This window comes from Paraburkholderia rhizosphaerae, from assembly GCF_004366595.1.
Lineage (GTDB): Bacteria > Pseudomonadota > Gammaproteobacteria > Burkholderiales > Burkholderiaceae > Paraburkholderia > Paraburkholderia rhizosphaerae.
This window is the reverse complement of record NZ_SORE01000003.1, coordinates 185,028-201,321: the sequence shown is the minus strand read 5'-3', so window position 1 is coordinate 201,321 and position 16,294 is coordinate 185,028. Positions and strand designations below refer to the sequence as shown.

The 16,294-nt window shown below is 63.7% G+C and carries 12 protein-coding genes; 8 read left to right on the top strand and 4 right to left on the bottom strand.

Annotation, left to right across the window (positions count from 1 at the left end; all coding sequences use genetic code 11):
* The first annotated feature begins 81 nt into the window (after positions 1 to 81).
* On the top strand, positions 82 to 846 hold the full coding sequence (locus tag BX592_RS04950) for an enoyl-CoA hydratase (RefSeq protein WP_134190548.1): 765 nt from the start codon (positions 82 to 84) through the stop codon (positions 844 to 846).
* A 153-nt stretch (positions 847 to 999) separates the two neighbouring features.
* On the opposite strand, the gene fdhD is transcribed toward BX592_RS04950, so the two are convergent.
* The gene (gene fdhD, locus BX592_RS04945; RefSeq protein ID WP_134190547.1) at positions 1,000 to 1,836 is read right to left on the bottom strand and encodes a formate dehydrogenase accessory sulfurtransferase FdhD; all 837 of its coding nucleotides are present in this window, start codon (positions 1,834 to 1,836) and stop codon (positions 1,000 to 1,002) included.
* A 179-nt stretch (positions 1,837 to 2,015) separates the two neighbouring features.
* Between fdhD and BX592_RS04940 the strand changes: the two genes are divergently transcribed.
* Together BX592_RS04940 and BX592_RS04935 are read left to right on the top strand one after the other, a co-directional pair.
* Positions 2,016 to 2,492 carry a nitrate reductase associated protein gene (locus tag BX592_RS04940; RefSeq protein WP_134190546.1) on the top strand — a complete coding sequence of 159 codons (477 nt, stop codon included), beginning with the start codon at positions 2,016 to 2,018 and terminating at the stop codon, positions 2,490 to 2,492.
* 195 nt (positions 2,493 to 2,687) lie between these two features.
* The gene (locus tag BX592_RS04935; RefSeq protein ID WP_134190545.1) at positions 2,688 to 5,816 is read left to right on the top strand and encodes a sensor domain-containing protein; all 3,129 of its coding nucleotides are present in this window, start codon (positions 2,688 to 2,690) and stop codon (positions 5,814 to 5,816) included.
* On the opposite strand, the gene BX592_RS04930 is transcribed toward BX592_RS04935, so the two are convergent.
* On the bottom strand, positions 5,817 to 6,212 hold the full coding sequence (locus tag BX592_RS04930; protein WP_134190544.1) for an acyl-CoA thioesterase: 396 nt from the start codon (positions 6,210 to 6,212) through the stop codon (positions 5,817 to 5,819).
* Between the two features lie 227 nt (positions 6,213 to 6,439).
* Between BX592_RS04930 and BX592_RS04925 the strand changes: the two genes are divergently transcribed.
* Positions 6,440 to 8,410: an ABCB family ABC transporter ATP-binding protein/permease gene (locus BX592_RS04925; RefSeq protein ID WP_134190543.1), complete on the top strand. Its 1,971-nt coding sequence runs from the start codon at positions 6,440 to 6,442 to the stop codon at positions 8,408 to 8,410.
* A gap of 86 nt (positions 8,411 to 8,496) precedes the next feature.
* On the opposite strand, the gene murU is transcribed toward BX592_RS04925, so the two are convergent.
* Positions 8,497 to 9,195 carry an N-acetylmuramate alpha-1-phosphate uridylyltransferase MurU gene (gene murU, locus BX592_RS04920; RefSeq protein ID WP_134190750.1) on the bottom strand — a complete coding sequence of 233 codons (699 nt, stop codon included), beginning with the start codon at positions 9,193 to 9,195 and terminating at the stop codon, positions 8,497 to 8,499.
* 42 nt (positions 9,196 to 9,237) lie between these two features.
* A complete protein-coding gene (locus BX592_RS04915; RefSeq protein WP_134190542.1) occupies positions 9,238 to 10,329 on the bottom strand; it encodes an aminoglycoside phosphotransferase family protein in 1,092 nt (363 codons plus the stop codon).
* 237 nt (positions 10,330 to 10,566) lie between these two features.
* On the opposite strand from BX592_RS04915, the gene BX592_RS04910 reads away from it, so the two are divergent.
* The 4 genes from BX592_RS04910 (at position 10,567) to rsmA (ending at position 16,261) form a co-directional block, all read left to right on the top strand.
* A complete protein-coding gene (locus BX592_RS04910; protein ID WP_134190541.1) occupies positions 10,567 to 12,933 on the top strand; it encodes an LPS-assembly protein LptD in 2,367 nt (788 codons plus the stop codon).
* Between the two features lie 77 nt (positions 12,934 to 13,010).
* Positions 13,011 to 14,381: a peptidylprolyl isomerase gene (locus BX592_RS04905; RefSeq protein WP_208327850.1), complete on the top strand. Its 1,371-nt coding sequence runs from the start codon at positions 13,011 to 13,013 to the stop codon at positions 14,379 to 14,381.
* A gap of 9 nt (positions 14,382 to 14,390) precedes the next feature.
* Positions 14,391 to 15,389, top strand: coding sequence for a 4-hydroxythreonine-4-phosphate dehydrogenase PdxA (pdxA, locus tag BX592_RS04900; RefSeq protein ID WP_134190539.1), 999 nt, complete (start codon positions 14,391 to 14,393; stop codon positions 15,387 to 15,389).
* Between the two features lie 20 nt (positions 15,390 to 15,409).
* On the top strand, positions 15,410 to 16,261 hold the full coding sequence (gene rsmA / locus BX592_RS04895) for a 16S rRNA (adenine(1518)-N(6)/adenine(1519)-N(6))-dimethyltransferase RsmA (RefSeq protein WP_134190538.1): 852 nt from the start codon (positions 15,410 to 15,412) through the stop codon (positions 16,259 to 16,261).
* The last annotated feature ends 33 nt before the right edge of the window (positions 16,262 to 16,294 follow it).

Here is a 16,294-nt window from a genome sequence, read left to right as displayed (position 1 = left end):
ATGCAGCACAACGCAACGCAACGCCAGGCAACGCAGCAGTCACGAGCAACGCGAAGCAAAGAGCAACGCAACGGAGAGCGCATGGACATTCTGGTGGAACGCACCGACGGCGTGATGACGATTGTCATCAACCGGCCCGGCAGGAAGAACGCGATCACCGCCGCGATGTATCAGGCGATGGCGGACGCGCTCGCCGAAGCGCAGGCCGACGCGGCCGTACACGCGGTTCTGCTGCGCGGCAGCGCAGGCGTCTTCAGCGCGGGCAACGATCTCGAAGATTTCCTGAAGACGCCGCCGGTCGGCGAAGACGCACCGGTGTTCCGCTTCCTGCGCGCGATCAGTTCGGCGGAAAAGCCGCTCGTTGCGGCGGTGGCGGGCGCGGCGGTCGGTATCGGTACGACGATGCTGTTGCATTGCGATCTGGTCTATGCAGCCGATACCGCGACCTTCGCGTTGCCGTTCAGCCAGCTCGGCCTGTGTCCCGAAGCGGCATCATCGTTGCTGGTGCAACGGGTGGCCGGCTATCAGGCCGCAGCCGAAAAGCTGCTGCTCGGCGAAGCGTTCGACGCGCGCGAAGCGCAGCGGATGGGTTTTGTGAACCGGCTGCTGCCGGCTGGTGAAGTCGACGCATTCGCATTGCAGCAGGCGCGCAAGCTTGCGGCGCTGCCGGCTTCATCGCTGCGCGTGACCAAGGCGCTGATGAAGCGGGCGAGCCAGCACGAGGTGCAAACACAAATGGCCGAGGAGGCGCTGCACTTCGCGAAGATGCTGCTTGCGCCGGCGGCGCGCGAAGCGTTCAACGCGTTCTTCGAGAAGCGCAAGCCGGACTTTCGTTCGATCTCGTAACGCCGGCGGGGGAAGATGCGTCGAGAGGCGCGCACGCCAGCGGCCACAGCGGGCACAGCGGGCACAGCGGGCACAGCGGGCACAGCGGGCACAAGGGGCCACCGCGCCGCCGTGACGATTGGCCACACCCGATCGCCTCCGGGTCACACGCCTTCACACCGTGTCGTAATCGACATAGCTGTTTTCGCGGCAAAAACTGACAAGCCGCACACCCGCTTCCCGCGCGATCGCAATCGCGAGCGACGACGGCGCCGAGATCGTCGCGACCATCGGCACGCCGACCCGGGCCGCCTTGCGCACCAATTCATAGCTCGCGCGGCTCGACAGAAACACGAAGCCTTCCCGGGTATCCGCGCGATCGAGCACCAGCTGACCAATCAGCTTATCGAGCGCGTTGTGGCGGCCGACATCCTCGAACGCATACCGAATCGCGCCGGTGGCATCGCACCACGCAGCGGCGTGCAACCCGCCAGTCAGGCGCGTCAACGCCTGATGCGCGGGCAGTTCGCGAGCCGCACGCGCGATCGCGTCAGGCGCGAGACGCTGCAGAAAACCGGTGTCGGGCACGCGCTCCGGCTGCAAATCGAGCAGGTCGATACTCTCGATTCCGCACACGCCGCAGCCACTGCGGCCGGCGAGCGCGCGGCGCTTCTCCTTCAGTGCGACAAACGCCTGCTGCACGACGGTCAACTGCACTTCCGCGTACGGCAGCTTGCTGTCCGCGTTGCCGTTTTCGTGCAGTTCAACCTCGATGTCCTGAATGTCGGCATTGCGATCGACGATCCCTTCCGACACCGCAAAACCGACCGCAAACGCTTCCAGGTCGCGCGGCGTGCACATCATCACCGCGTGCGAAATGCCATTGAATACGAGTGCCACCGGCCATTCCTGGCCGACGTGGTCGTCGATGGTGTCGATCGCGCTGCCGCGGTGCCGGCGTACCGGCTGTTCGATCGTGCCGGGCTGTCCGGCGGTTTCCAGTGGGTTCAAGCGCTGCTCCTTCGGGTGGCCTGTCGCTGGTTTGTGGCCAATTAGGTTCTAAAATACCTCAAGCCGGGTTTGCCTGCGCCGCGTCCGCATCTGCGTCCACATTCGGCCGGGCGCATCGCGCAGCGCATTTCTCCGTTTGCGATCCGTCACTTCCGGCCCCCCACTTCCGAGGATTCGCCATGGGACTGAACGAAGCGCCGTTGCTGTTTCACTTCGAAGTCGAGTCTTCGGAGAATCTGACCTTCATACCGATGTGCGTACGCTTCAATCTCGATCGTTTCGGGTTGCGCATTTCGCTCGCGCAATGGCAGTTGCTGCCGCACGAAGATCGCACGCTGCTCGCGCGCTTTCCGGTCGAAGACGACATTGCGATCGAGCCAAACTTCGATCACGCGCTGTTCGAGATGATGCGCACCCACGCGAATGTCGAGCCGGACTGGTTCACGCCGGAAGACACGCCGGCATGGCGCATCGTCGACGCGGTGCCGGACGGCGTGCTGCATCAGGCAAACGTTGCACAGCTTGTCGCGCCGAGCACCGAGCAATGGGCTCGGCTCGAGCCGTTCAAGCGGTACGTACTCGCGAAGTTGTCCCGCAAGCCGGAAGGGAATCACGATTTCGTGCCCGCAATGAAGGAATTCGGCCTCGCGCACTGATTCTGCGGCATTTTTTCTGCTTTTCGCTGTTGCGCCCTCAACTCGTTCCGAACGCTGCCGTTATCCATGGGTTGGCGCGTGAAGGCGCGCGTCAGGCGTCGCATCGGATGCCGTGATCGATGCGCGTGGATGCTCGAAAAAAATAATCGATTGGCCGACGCGTGTCGCCCGCAGGACGAACGATCTTCGGAACCCATGAATCCAATTCTCTCGAAGCGGCGGCTCCTGATCAACCTTGCGATCGTCGCATCGGCGGTCGGCGCGAATGCATTTATTGCGTACACGCAGATCCGCGCGCAGCGCGACGTCGACGCCCGTACGATCCGTGCGACGAGCATCCGGCAGAACCTCGACGCGTATCGCGCGAAGATCGAAGATGGCCTTGCGCTGCTCGGGCGCTACCAGACGGCCGGCGTCGCGGTGCCGGACGGCGCGGCGAGCGCGATGATCGCATCGATGTCGCGGCTCGAAGACACGCTGCGCAGCCAACTCTCCGATGATCCGTCGATGCTCGCGATGTTCGGCACGCTAAGCGCCGATAGCCACGTGTTACAAAAGAGCATCGAGGACGCGCTGTTCGTCGCGCGACAACGCGCGACGATGGCAGTTCCGGACGATCAGCGCGCATGGGCCGCGACCGCGTACACGCGACTGGGCATGGATGTGGACCGGCTCGAATCGGGGCTGGCCGCGTTGCGGCGTCGCGAAGATCTCGCGCTCGATGCGACGCTCGCGAAGTCGGCCCGCGATACGCAGCGCGCGACGCTGCTGCTGGTGGTCACGATGCTGGCCGGTGGCGCGCTTCTGATCTACACGTTCGGCGCGCGCGAAAGCAAGGAGCGCGAGCGCCTGCGCGTGGTGCGGGCGCTGCGGCGCCACGACGAACGCTTTCGCGGCCTGTTCGACGAGCATCCGGTGCCGATGTACATCTTCGATCGTGAGTCATTGCGTTTTCTCGCGGTGAACGCGGCGGCGGTCCATCAATATGGCTACTCGGAAGAAGAGTTTCTCGAGATGACGATTCGCGCGATTCGTCCGTCGACTGAAGTCGCGCGCCTCGAATCGCATCTGCAGCGCAGCGAAGCCGCGCCGCGCACCGGCCGCACGGTAGCCGGCATCTGGCATCACCGTCGCAAGGACGGCTCGCTGATCAACGCGGACATTTCGTATCACCCGCTCACGTTTATGAGCCGCTCGGCGATGTTCGTACTGGCCGCCGACGTGACCGACCAGATCAACGCGGAAGCCGAAGCGCAGCGCTCGAACCAGATGCTTGAGACGGTGATCGACAATATCCCGCAGCGCGTGTTCTGGAAGGATCGCGAATCCCGTTATCTGGGTTGCAATATGGCGTTCGCGCGTGACGCGGGCCTCGCTTACCCGGAGCAGGTGGTCGGCAAGACCGACGCCGATTTGCCATGGCGCGAGTTCGCCGACGATGTGCGTCTGCACGATGCCGAAGTGATCGAATCCGGCGTGCCGAGGATGAATTACGAGTTCGATATGGTGGTCGATGGCGAATACCGCACGACGATTACCAGCAAGCTGCCCTTTACCGACAGCGACGGCCGGGTAATCGGCGTGCTCGGCTCGTACACCGACATCACGCAGCGCAAGCGCGCCGATCTCGCGCTGCGGCTGCAAAGCCGCGCGCTCGACGCGAGCGTGAACGCGATTCTGATCACGGGGCCGGCCGAAGGCGGCAACCTGATCGAATATGTGAACCCCGCGTTCAAGCGGATCACCGGCTACGATCCAGCCGAAGTGATCGGCCAGGACTGCCGGCTGCTACAGCGCGACGACCGCGACCAGGAAGGCGTTGCGGCGATCCGTCAGGCGCTGGTCGCGAATCGTGAGGTCAGTGCGGTGCTGCGCAACTACCGGAAGGACGGCGCGCTGTTCTGGAATCAGCTATATATCGCGCCGGTGCCGAATACCGATGGTGAGCCGACGCACCATATCGGCGTGATCAACGACGTGACCGCGCTGATCCGCTATCAGGAACAGCTTGAATATCAGGCGAACTACGACGGCCTCACGCGCCTGCCGAACCGCAACCTGCTGCGCGACCGGTTGCAGCATGCGCTGGTGGTCGGGCAGCGGCATCACACCGGCGTGGCGGTCGTGTTTATCGATCTCGACGGTTTTAAAAACGTCAACGACAGCCTCGGGCACAGCGTCGGCGACCGGCTGCTCGCGGTGGTCGCGGACCGCCTCGCGCGCTGCGCGCGAGCGACCGACACCGTTGCGCGTCACGGCGGCGACGAGTTCGTCGTGGTGCTGTCCGACACGACCGACGAAGCATCGCTGATCGCATGGATGGAGCGCGTGCGCGCGAGCATCTCGGAGCCGGTATGGCTCGACGGCACCGAGTTGTACGTCGGCTGCAGCATGGGCGCGAGCCTCTTCCCGCAGGACGGAGACGACGCCGAAACGCTGATGAAGAAAGCCGACCTCGCGATGTATCGCGCGAAGGACATGGGCCGCAACACGTTCCAGTTCTATCAGCCGGAAATGAACGCGAGCGCGGGCGCGCGGTTAAACCTCGAACGGCGGCTGCGCCGCGCGCTGCGCGACAACGAGTTCCTGCTGCACTATCAGCCGCAGGTCGATATCAATACCGGGCAGATCGTCGGTGTCGAGGCGCTGATTCGCTGGCGCGACCCCGAGGTCGGTCTCGTGCCGCCGTCGTCGTTTATTCCGGTCGCGGAAGAAAGCGGCCTGATCGGACCGTTGTCCGAATGGGTGCTGCGCGAGGCATGCCGGCAGAACAAGGCGTGGCAGGACGAAGGGCTGCCGCCCGCGCGCGTGTCGGTGAATCTGTCGGCGAGGCACTTCCAGCAGCGCAATGTCGCGAAGCTCGTCAAGCAGGTACTCGCGGAAACCGGCCTCGAGCCGCAGTACCTGGAGCTCGAATTGACCGAGAGCACGATCATGCGCAACGCGGAAGAAGCAGTGACGATGCTGAACGAACTGCACGCGCTCGGCATCGGTCTGGCCATCGACGATTTCGGCACCGGCTATTCGAGCCTCAGCTATCTGAAGCGTTTCCCGGTCGACCGGCTGAAGATTGACCGCTCATTTGTGTCCGATATCGGCGTGTCGAACGACGACGAGACGATCACGTCGGCGATTATCGCGCTCGCGCACTCGCTGAAGATGCAGGTGATCGCGGAAGGGGTGGAAACGTCCGCGCAGCTCGATTTTCTGAAAGAGCGTGCGTGCGATGAAATGCAGGGCTTTTTCTTCGCGAAGCCGATGCCGCGCGACGCGATTCCGCAAATGTTGCAGCAGGCCGCGGGCGCCGCGCCGGTCGACGCATGATCAATCGAGCGCCGGCAATGCGCGCGGCCGGCGGTCGCTGTCGGTCGCGACATAGGTGAGCGTGGCTTCGGTCACTTTCACCACTTCCTGCGCGAAACTCATCCGCTGCGCGTACACCTCGACCTCAATCGTCACCGATGTGTTGCCGGTCTTCACGATGTCCGCGTAGAAGCTCAGCAGATCGCCGACAAACACCGGTTGCTTGAACACGAATGAATTGACCGCGACCGTCGCGACCCGTCCGTTTGCGCGCCGGCTCGCCGGTATCGAGCCCGCGATATCGACCTGCGCCATGATCCAGCCACCGAACACATCGCCATGCACGTTCGCATCGGAGGGCTGCGGCACCACGCGCAATGCGCAGGACTTCTGCGGGAGTTGGGTGATTTCGGTCATCGGGGTGTCCATCGGAAGAGTGGGCCGGTATCGGTAAATCCACGCGCAGCGCGGCATTCCGGCTTCTGCGACAATACTGGGATCACGAATTGTACGGGAAAGCGCACGCGCGGGTCAGGCGTGCCGCGCAAGCGGCGCGCCGGTGCGGCCGCTGTATTGCCGGTCCGCATGGGCCAGCCGGTCGTTCAACCGGTCCGCGTTTTCCACCCGTTTTCCCCATAACGTCAATGCGCCGTCTCGCCCCACTCCGAGAGCCCGCGCCGATCTCGAACCAGCCGCGCAACGACTGGCAGACGATCGTGTCGCTGCTGCCCTATCTCGCCACCTACAAATGGCGCGTCGTGTTCGCGCTCAGCTGTCTGATCGGCGCTAAGGTCGCGAACCTCGGTGTGCCGGTCGTGATGAAGCGCATCGTCGACAACCTCGCATCCGTTCAGCATCTGACCACGCTCGGGCGCGCCGAACACGCGCCGGGCATCGTGCTGTTGAGCGGCGTCGGGCTGCTCGTGGTTGCGTACGCGGTGGTGCGGCTTTCCACGTCGCTCTTCACCGAATTGCGTGAAATGCTCTTTTCGAAAGTCACCGAAAGCGCGGTACGGCAACTCGCGCTGAAAGTGTTTCGCCACCTGCATTCGCTATCGCTGCGGTTTCATCTCGAGCGGCAGACGGGTGGCATGTCGCGCGATATCGAACGTGGCACGCGCGGCATCACACAACTGATTTCGTACTCGCTGTACAGCATCCTGCCAACGCTCGTCGAAGTCGGGCTCGTGCTCGGGTTCTTTGTCGTGCGTTACGAGGCGTACTACGCGATCGTTACGTTGATCGCGCTCGCCGCGTATGTGACGTACACGGTGAAGGTGACCGAGTGGCGCACGCATTACCGCCGCACGATGAACGAGCTCGATTCGCGCGCGAACTCGCGTGCGATCGATTCGCTGCTGAACTTCGAGACCGTCAAGTATTTCGGCAACGAGGCGTGGGAAGCGGAACGCTACGACGAGAACCTGAAGCGCTTCAGGGCGGCGGCGATCAAATCGCAGAAATCGCTGTCCGCGCTTAACTTCGGGCAGCAGGCCATTATTGGCCTCGGCCTCGTGTTCATTCTGTGGCGGGCGACGCAGGGTGTGATGGCGGGCCGGCTCACGCTGGGCGACCTCGTGCTGATCAACACGTTCATGCTGCAGTTGTACATTCCGCTGAATTTTCTCGGCGTCGTGTATCGCGAACTGAAGCAGAGCCTCACCGATATGGACCGGATGTTCACGCTGCTCGCCGCCCCGCGCGAAGTGGCCGATGCGCCGCAGGCGCCGGCGCTCCGGGTGGGCGGCGCTGAAGTGCGCTTTAGCAATGTGAATTTTTGCTACGAAGCGGCGCGTCCGATTTTGCACAACGTGAGCTTCACGATTCCCGCGGGTACGACGACAGCGGTGGTCGGCCACAGCGGCTCGGGCAAATCGACGCTCGCGCGGCTGCTGTTCCGCTTTTACGATCTGGATCGCGCAGAGGGCGGCGCGATTACGATCGATGGGCAGGACATTCGTGACGTGACGCAGGATTCGCTGCGCGCGTCGATCGGCATCGTGCCGCAGGATACGGTGCTGTTCAACGACACGATTTACTACAACATCGCGTACGGCAGACCAGCGGCGAGCCACGACGAAGTGATCGCGGCGGCGCGCGCCGCGCATATTCACGACTTCATCGAAAGTCTGCCGCGCGGGTACGACACGCCGGTCGGCGAGCGCGGTCTGAAGCTGTCGGGCGGGGAGAAGCAGCGTGTCGCGATCGCGCGCACGCTGCTGAAAAACCCGCCGGTGCTGCTGTTCGACGAAGCGACTTCGGCGCTCGATTCACGCTCCGAGCGTGCGATTCAGCACGAGCTCGATCAGATCGCGCGTGAGCGCACCACGCTGATCATCGCGCATCGGCTGTCGACGGTCGTGCACGCGCAGCAGATCATCGTGATGGACCGTGGACGGATCGTCGAACGCGGCACGTATGCGGAACTGATCCGGATGGGCGGGCTGTTTGCGCAGATGTGGGCGTTGCAGCAGCAGCGGGCGGAGCAGGCGCAAAAAATCAATGCCGACGAGCAGGACGGGGATGAGCGCGCTGGTGCGCAGCCCGTCGATGAAGGGCGCGCCGTTGAGGATCGCGCGGGTGAAGAGCATGTCGGTGAAGGCACACGCCGGTGAGAACCGCGTCCGCGCGCCAGGCCCGATGTACTGGCAGCAGAAGTCAACGCGCGTTTTTCGCGCCTGTCGCGTCTATCTCTGCCGCCTTACCCCGCCTCGCCCGCGCGCAGCGCGCGATCGAGCGCCTGCAACTGCGCGGGCGTACCGACGTTCTCCCAACGCCCTTCATATAGCTCGCCGCTTGCGCGGCCTTGCGCGATCGTTTCGCGATAATAGGGTGTCAGCGCGCGCCGCGTGCCGCGTGGCAGATCGCGGAACATCCGCGTGTCGTACAGGCCGATGCTGCCGAAGGTAAGACGCGCTACGCCATCGAGCGACAGCATGCCGTCGCGCAGCGCGAAATCGCCGTCAGGATGAAACACCGGGTTCGGCACCATCACAAGGTGCATGCCGGGCGCGGGCAACGCCGCGAGCCGCGCCGCATGCTCATGCAGCATCCGGTAGTCGAAATCCGCATAGACATCGCCAGCTACGCCGACGAACACTTCCGCGCGCCCGGCAGGTTCGAGCAACGGCAACGCTTGTGCGATCCCGCCTGCCGTCTCCAGCGCCTCGCCTTCAGCCGAATAGCGCAACTGCACGCCCCAGCGCGAGCCATCGCCGAGCATCGTCTCGATCCGCTCGCCAAGCCACGCATGATTGATCACGATCGTGCGTATGTCCGCGGCCGCGAGCCGTTCGATCTGCCAGACGATCAGCGGCTTGCCGCCCGCTTCGAGCAGCGGCTTCGGGCAGAGGTCCGTGAGCGGTCGCATCCGCTCGCCGCGGCCCGCGGCGAAAATCATCGCGGTAGTCGGCAGGGTGGGGGTGGCCGGTGTCGTCATCGGTCAGAACGTGTAGCCGACTTCGGCGGCGCGGCCTTCGAGATCGTCGAGCAGCTTCGCGAACGGCGCGAGCGGTGCATAGCGTTGCGCGACCTTGCGCCCGTATTCGATAAAGCGCGGCAGGTCTTTCAGATAGTGCGGCTTGCCGTCGCGATAGTGGATCCGGCAGAACAGTCCCAGCACCTTGATATGCCGCTGCAGGCCCATCCATTCGAGCTGCCGGTAGAACTCGCCGAAATCCGGATCGACCGGCAAGCCGGCCTTTTTCGCGTGCTCCCAGTAGTACGCGAAGCAGTCGAGCTCGAATGCCTCGTCCCAGCTGAGAAACGCGTCGCGCAGCAGCGACGCGACATCGTAGGTGATCGGTCCGGTCACCGCGTCCTGGAAATCGAGCACACCGGGATTTGGGCTCGCGATCATCAGGTTGCGCGGCATGAAATCACGCAGCATGAAGACTTGCGGCTGCGTCCGCGCGCTCGCGATGAGCAGCGCGAAGGTCCGATCGAGCACGCCGCGCGTCGCTGCGTCGACTTCGCGGCCAAGGTGGCGTGTGATGAACCATTCGGGCATCAACTCCATCTCGCGGTGCATGAACGCGTCGTCGAACGCAGGCAGCACGTGTTCGCGCGAGCTCGATTGCCAGCGGATCAGCGCGTCGAGTGCATCGCGCATCAGGCGGCGGGCGTTGTTTTCGTTCAGCGCGGTCAGATACGGTTCGGTCCCCAGATCGGTGACGAGCATGAAGCCCGCGTCGAAATCCGCTTCGAGTATGCGCGGCACGTGCACGCCCGCCGCCTCGAGCAACCCGGCAACCTGCACAAACTCGCGGCATTTCTCCGGCGGCGGCGCATCGACCGCGATCACCGTCCGGGCGGCGTCCGTCCCAGGCGCCGCGGCCGGCGCCGCGCGGCGGGCGAGCCGGAAGTAGCGGCGAAAGCTGGCGTCGGCGGAAGCGGGAGCGAGGGTCGCGAGATCGAGGCCGTAGCGCTCGGCGTGCGTGCGAAGCCAGGCGGTCAGTAACTCGAGGCGTTGGGAAGGGGAGGCGGAACCTGAAGTGGAACCTGAGGCGGAAGCAGGAGCGGAGCTCGGCGTCATGAAAACCTGGGCCAAAAACGGGATTAAGAACGTCTTGCCATATAATACCCCACGACTTTTTTGACGCGGCTCGCGCCAGCCTTCGCATATCTCGTTTGACCGCCCGCCTCACCGCTGGAATAGATCGAACAATTTGCGCAAATCCGACTTCGGCAATCCGACTGCGCTGGGTCGCTTGTGCAGGCGGTAATTGTGACTGCATGAGCTGATGGTCGGGCCGATTCGCCAAACGAATACATGCCGCCTAGACAGCTTTTCCGAATCCACTCATCTTGCGACGGCTTGCCGCGCACAAGGCGGCTTGTCGCGGCACTGGTTGCCGTGCCCGGGCTCTTTCCCGCGCTTGCGCACGCGCAGCTCGTGGGCCAGGCGGCGCAGGCGCAGCGGCTCGACTCGCCGTGGGATTTGCAGCTCGCCCCGCAGCTCGAAGACCACACCGTGCCGACCGGCGAGCGTGCCGCCACCTTCGTGCTCAGCGATTCGACGACCGGCACGGCGGATCGCGACGTTGCGGCGAAAGGTTCGGCCGAGGTGCGCCAGGCGACGTCGGTGATCAAGGCGGACGCGCTGCACTACGATCAGGATACCGACATGGCCGACGCGTTCGGCAACGTGCGCCTGAGCGGCAATGGTGCACTGTTCGTCGGTCCCGAGGCGCACCTGAAGATCGAGTCGAACGAAGGTTTCATGACCGCGCCGAAGTACCGCTTCACGGTGACCGGCGGCTCGGGCAGTGCGCAGCGCGTCGATCTGCTCGACAGCGAGCGCTCGGTTTTTTCTCATGCCACGTACACCGCGTGCCAGTGCGAGACCAATCCGGCGTGGTACATCAAGGGCACCGAGTTCGACTTTGACACCGGTGCCGATGAAGGTGTCGCGCACAATGGCGTACTGTTTTTCCAGGGCGTGCCGATCTTCGCGAGCCCGTGGATGTCGTTTCCGCTGTCCGGCGATCGCAAAAGCGGCATCTTGCCGCCGACTTTCGCGCTGAGCTCGAATAACGGTTTCGAGCTGTCGCTGCCGTACTACTTCAACATCGCGCCGAACCGCGACCTGACGTTGACGCCGCGCATCATCTCGCGGCGCGGCGTGCTGACCGACGTGAACTACCGGTATCTGTCGCCGACATACAGCGGCACGTTCACCGGCCAGTTCCTGCCGGACGATGCGATCACGAAGACCAACCGCTACGCGATCTACTTCCAGCACAACCAGAACTTCGGTAACGGGTTCGGCGGCTACGTCTACTACAACAAGGTCTCGGACAATACGTATCCGGAAGACCTGTCGTCGACGACAAACCAGTTCCTGAACGGCACGCAGCTGCTGTACCAGCAGGAAGCCGGCCTCACGTATAACAACGGTCCGTGGTCCGTGCTCGCGCGCGAGCAGCACTGGCAGACGCTGCAGGGCTCGCTACCGCCGTACGGTCGCGAACCGCAGTTGAATGTGAAGTACACGAAGTTCAACGTGAACGGCTTCGACTATGGAGCCGAAGCGGATTACACGCGCTTCCGGATCACCGCGGACAACATGACCGAAGGTCAGCGGGTCCTGTTCAATCCGTATCTGTCGTACTCGGTGGTCGGGCCGGGTTACTTCGTGACGCCGAAGATCCAGTATCACTTCGCGTCGTACGACCTGAGCAACCTCGGCACGAATTCGGTCCCGGGGCAGCCGAAGAACTTCACCGAATCGATTCCGACCTTCACGTTCGATACCGGGCTGATCTTCGACCGCTCGGTGCGCGTGTTCGGGCAGGACTATATCCAGACGCTCGAACCGCGGCTGTACTACGTGTACACACCGTTCCGCAATCAGGACGATGCGCCGCTCTTCGATACGGCAGACTCCGACTTCGGTCTGGCCGAGATCTTCACGCCGAACACGTTCGTCGGTAACGACCGGATCGCCGATGCGAACCGGCTGACCGCCGCGCTGACATCGCGCTTTATCAACGCGGCGAGCGGCGACGAACGCGCGCGTTTCGTAATCGCGCAGCAGTACTACTTCACCGATCAGCGCGTCACGCTGTTTCCCGGCCAGTCGCAAACCACCGCGCGCCATTCGGACCTGATCGTCGGCGCATCGCTGAAGCTCGGTCCGGGTTTCGCGTCGGAAACTGCGTTCCAATATAATGCTGACAACAATCAGCTGGTGAAATCCAGCGTCGGTTTCGGGTTCAGTCCCGAAACGGGCAAGGTGATCAACCTCGGCTACCGCTACACGCGCGCGAACACGACGCTCGACAACCAGCCGATCAACCAGATCCTTGTCTCGGGGCAATGGCCGCTGTCGCACCGGGTGTTCGTGGTGGGGCGCGTCAATTACGACATGCAAGGTCACCGGCTGGTCGACGGCCTGTTCGGCATGCAGTACGACGCCGACTGCTGGACGCTTGGCGTCGGCGTGCAAAAGTACGCGAACGGGGTCAACACATCGGGTCTCGCGACTTCCGCGACGCGGTTCCTTGCGCAGCTGACGCTCAAGGGCCTGTCGAGCGTCGACAACGGGCTCGTAACCGCGTTCCGCGCGAGTGTCGCCGGTTATACGCCGCCGCCGCCACCGCCGCCGCCCGAATCCCGGTTCAACAATTTCGAGTGACGGTTTCGGCCGCTAATAAAATGGCGAAGAGACGGGCTGCGAACAGGCATCATCGGCCCGACATCATTGGAGTATCTGTGGGAATCATGAAAAAGCTTCGTTTGGCAACCTTCGCGACCGGGGTCGCGGCTGCCGCGTTCCTCCTGTCGACGGCGCCCGCGCAAGCCCAGGCGCTCAACAACGGCAGTGGCCAGACGGTCGATACGATCGCCGCCGTGGTGAACAACGGCGTGATCACGCAGCGCGAGCTCGACGAGCGCATGGGACTGATCACGCGCCGGCTGAATCAGCAGCACGCACCCATTCCGCCCGCGGATCAGTTGCGCCAGCAGGTGCTGAACCAGATGGTGCTCGAACGCATTCAGCTGCAGAAGGCGCGCGAAGACAACATCACAGTCGATGACGCAACCGTGCAACGCACGCTCGAGCGTCTCGCGCAGGCGAACAACATGACGCTCGCGGTGTACCGCGCGCGCATCGAGGCTGAAGGCGTGCCCTGGTCGACCTTTACCGGCGACGCGAAAACCGAACTGGTCCTGTCGCGGCTGCGCGAAAAGGAAGTGGATAGCAAGATCACCGTGTCGGACGCGGAAGTCGCGAACTACATTGCCAGCCAGCGCGGACCGAGCGCCGGCATGACGAGCGACCTGCGCTTCGAGCATATCTTCATCGCGGCGCCACTGAACGCGTCGCAAACCGACATCGAAGCCGCACAGAAAAAAGCTGACGATCTGCTGAAACAGGCAATGAGTGGCAGCGGCGATGATTTCGAAAAGCTTGCAAAGTCGAACTCGCAGGCGAAGGACGCGAGCAAGGGCGGCGATATGGGCTTTCTGTCGCCGTCGAAGCTGCCGCCGGAATTCGTCACGGCTGCGTCGACGCTGCGCGCGGGGCAGGTGAATCCGACGGTGATCCGCACCAGCGACGGCTTCGAGATCGTACGTCTCGTCGATCGCCGCACGGGCCAGGGCATGACCGGCGATGCGGCCAAGCTCGTGCAAACGCACGTGCGGCACATTCTGTTGCGTGTCGGCGACGGGCAGTCGGAGCCGCAAGCGCGTGAAAAGCTGCTCGAAATCAAGCAGCAAATCCAGCAGGGCGGCGGCGACTTCGACAAGTTCGCACGCACCTATTCGCAGGACGGCTCGGCGTCGCAAGGCGGCGACCTTGGCTGGGTCAGCCCCGGCGAGACGGTGCCGGAATTCGAGCGGGCCATGAACAGCCTGCAGGATGGCCAGATCAGCGACCCGGTGCGGACCGAATACGGTTACCACCTGATCCAGGTGCTGGGCCGCCGCGAGGCGGAAGGCTCGGTTGCGCAGCAGATGGATCTGGCGCGCCAGGCAATCGGCCAGCGCAAGGCCGAGCAGGCGTACGCGGACTGGCTGCGTGAACTGCGCGATACTGCGTATGTCGACTACAAAGCCGCGCCCGGTACGTTGCAATAACGTTCGATCATGACGTCCGCCATTTCATCTTCGGCACCATTGAGTATCGCCATCACGACGGGTGAGCCGGCGGGTGTGGGTCCGGAGTTGACCGCGCAGGCGCTCGCGGCGGCGGGCGCCCATTGGCCGGACGCGCGTTTCACCGTGCTTGGCGATGCGGCGCTGCTCGCCGGGCGCGCACAGGCGGTTGGCATCGACTGGAGCGCGTTGCAAGGGCGCGTCGAGGTCCGGCACCATCCGCTTGGCGCGCCGTCGCAACCGGGCAAGCTCGATGCGGCCAACGGCCGCTATGTGCTGGCGCTGCTCGACGCCGCAATCGACGGCGCGCTGGCGGGCAGCTTCGATGCGATCGTCACTGCGCCGCTGCAAAAAAGCACGATCAACGATGCCGGTGTGCCATTCACCGGCCACACCGAATATCTCGCCGAACGCACGCAAACACCGCATGTCGTAATGATGCTCGCCGGCACGGGGCCGCGTCCGCTGCGCGTCGCGCTCGCGACCACGCATCTGCCGTTGAAGGATGTGGCGGCCGCGCTGAGCATCGCGGGCATCGTCGATACGCTGCGCATCATCGATCATGATTTACGGCATCACTTTGGCCTGCCGGCGCCGCGCATTCTGGTGACCGGCCTCAATCCGCATGCGGGCGAGAACGGTTATCTCGGCCGCGAGGAAATCGACGTGATCGCGCCGGCGCTGAAGCAGGCGAACGCGATGGGCATCGATGCGCGCGGACCGTATCCGGCCGATACGCTGTTCCAGCCGCGCTATCTGACCGAAGCCGATTGCGTGCTCGCGATGTTCCATGACCAGGGCTTGCCGGTGCTGAAGTACGCGACGTTCGGTGAAGGCATCAACGTGACACTCGGTTTGCCGATCATCCGCACGTCGGTCGATCATGGCACCGCGCTCGATCTAGCCGGCACCGGCCGCGCGCACGCCGGCAGCCTGATCGCCGCGATCGATACCGCGGTCTCGATGGCGCGTCATCGGCGCGCCGCCTGATTTCTCCCGATTCATTTTCAATGTCATCCAGCAGACCGAACCCTAGCCGGCAGCACCAGGGCCATTTCGCGCGCAAACGGTTCGGGCAGAACTTTCTCGTCGACCTCGGTGTGATCGATTCGATCGTCGACCTGATTCGCCCTCAGCGCGGCGAGCGGATGGTCGAAATCGGTCCGGGTCTCGGCGCGCTCACTGAGCCGCTAATCGAAAGGCTCGCGACACCGGACTCGCCGTTGCACGCGGTCGAACTGGATCGCGATCTGATCGAGCGGCTCAAGAACAGATTCGGCGAGCGGCTGCAGTTGCATGAAGGCGACGCGCTCGCGTTCGATTTCAGCACGCTAGCAGCGGTGACCAGTGAGTCGGCTATGCCGGCTCATAAACCGTCGCTGCGCATCGTCGGCAATCTGCCGTACAACATCTCGAGTCCGCTGCTGTTTCACCTCGCGACGTTTGCGCGGTGTGTGATCGATCAACACTTCATGCTGCAAAACGAAGTGGTCGAGCGAATGGTCGCGGAGCCGGGCAGCAAGGCATTCGGCCGCCTGTCCGTGATGCTGCAGTACCGGTATGTGATCGACAAGCTGCTCGATGTGCCGCCCGAGTCGTTCCAGCCACCACCCAAAGTCGATTCCGCGATCGTGCGGATGATCCCCTACGCACCGCACGAGTTGCCGCGGGTCGACGAAGCCGTGCTCGGCGAAGTCGTGACCGCGGCGTTTTCGCAGCGTCGCAAGATGTTGCGCAATACGTTGTCCGCGTATCGCGACGCCGTCGATTTCGATGCGCTCGGCTTCGACCTCGCACGACGTGCGGAAGATGTGCCAGTCGACGAATACGTGCGCGTCGCACAGACGGTATCGCGCGGTTAAGTGAAGTCACAAGCTTGCGTGGGCTTCGCCGGG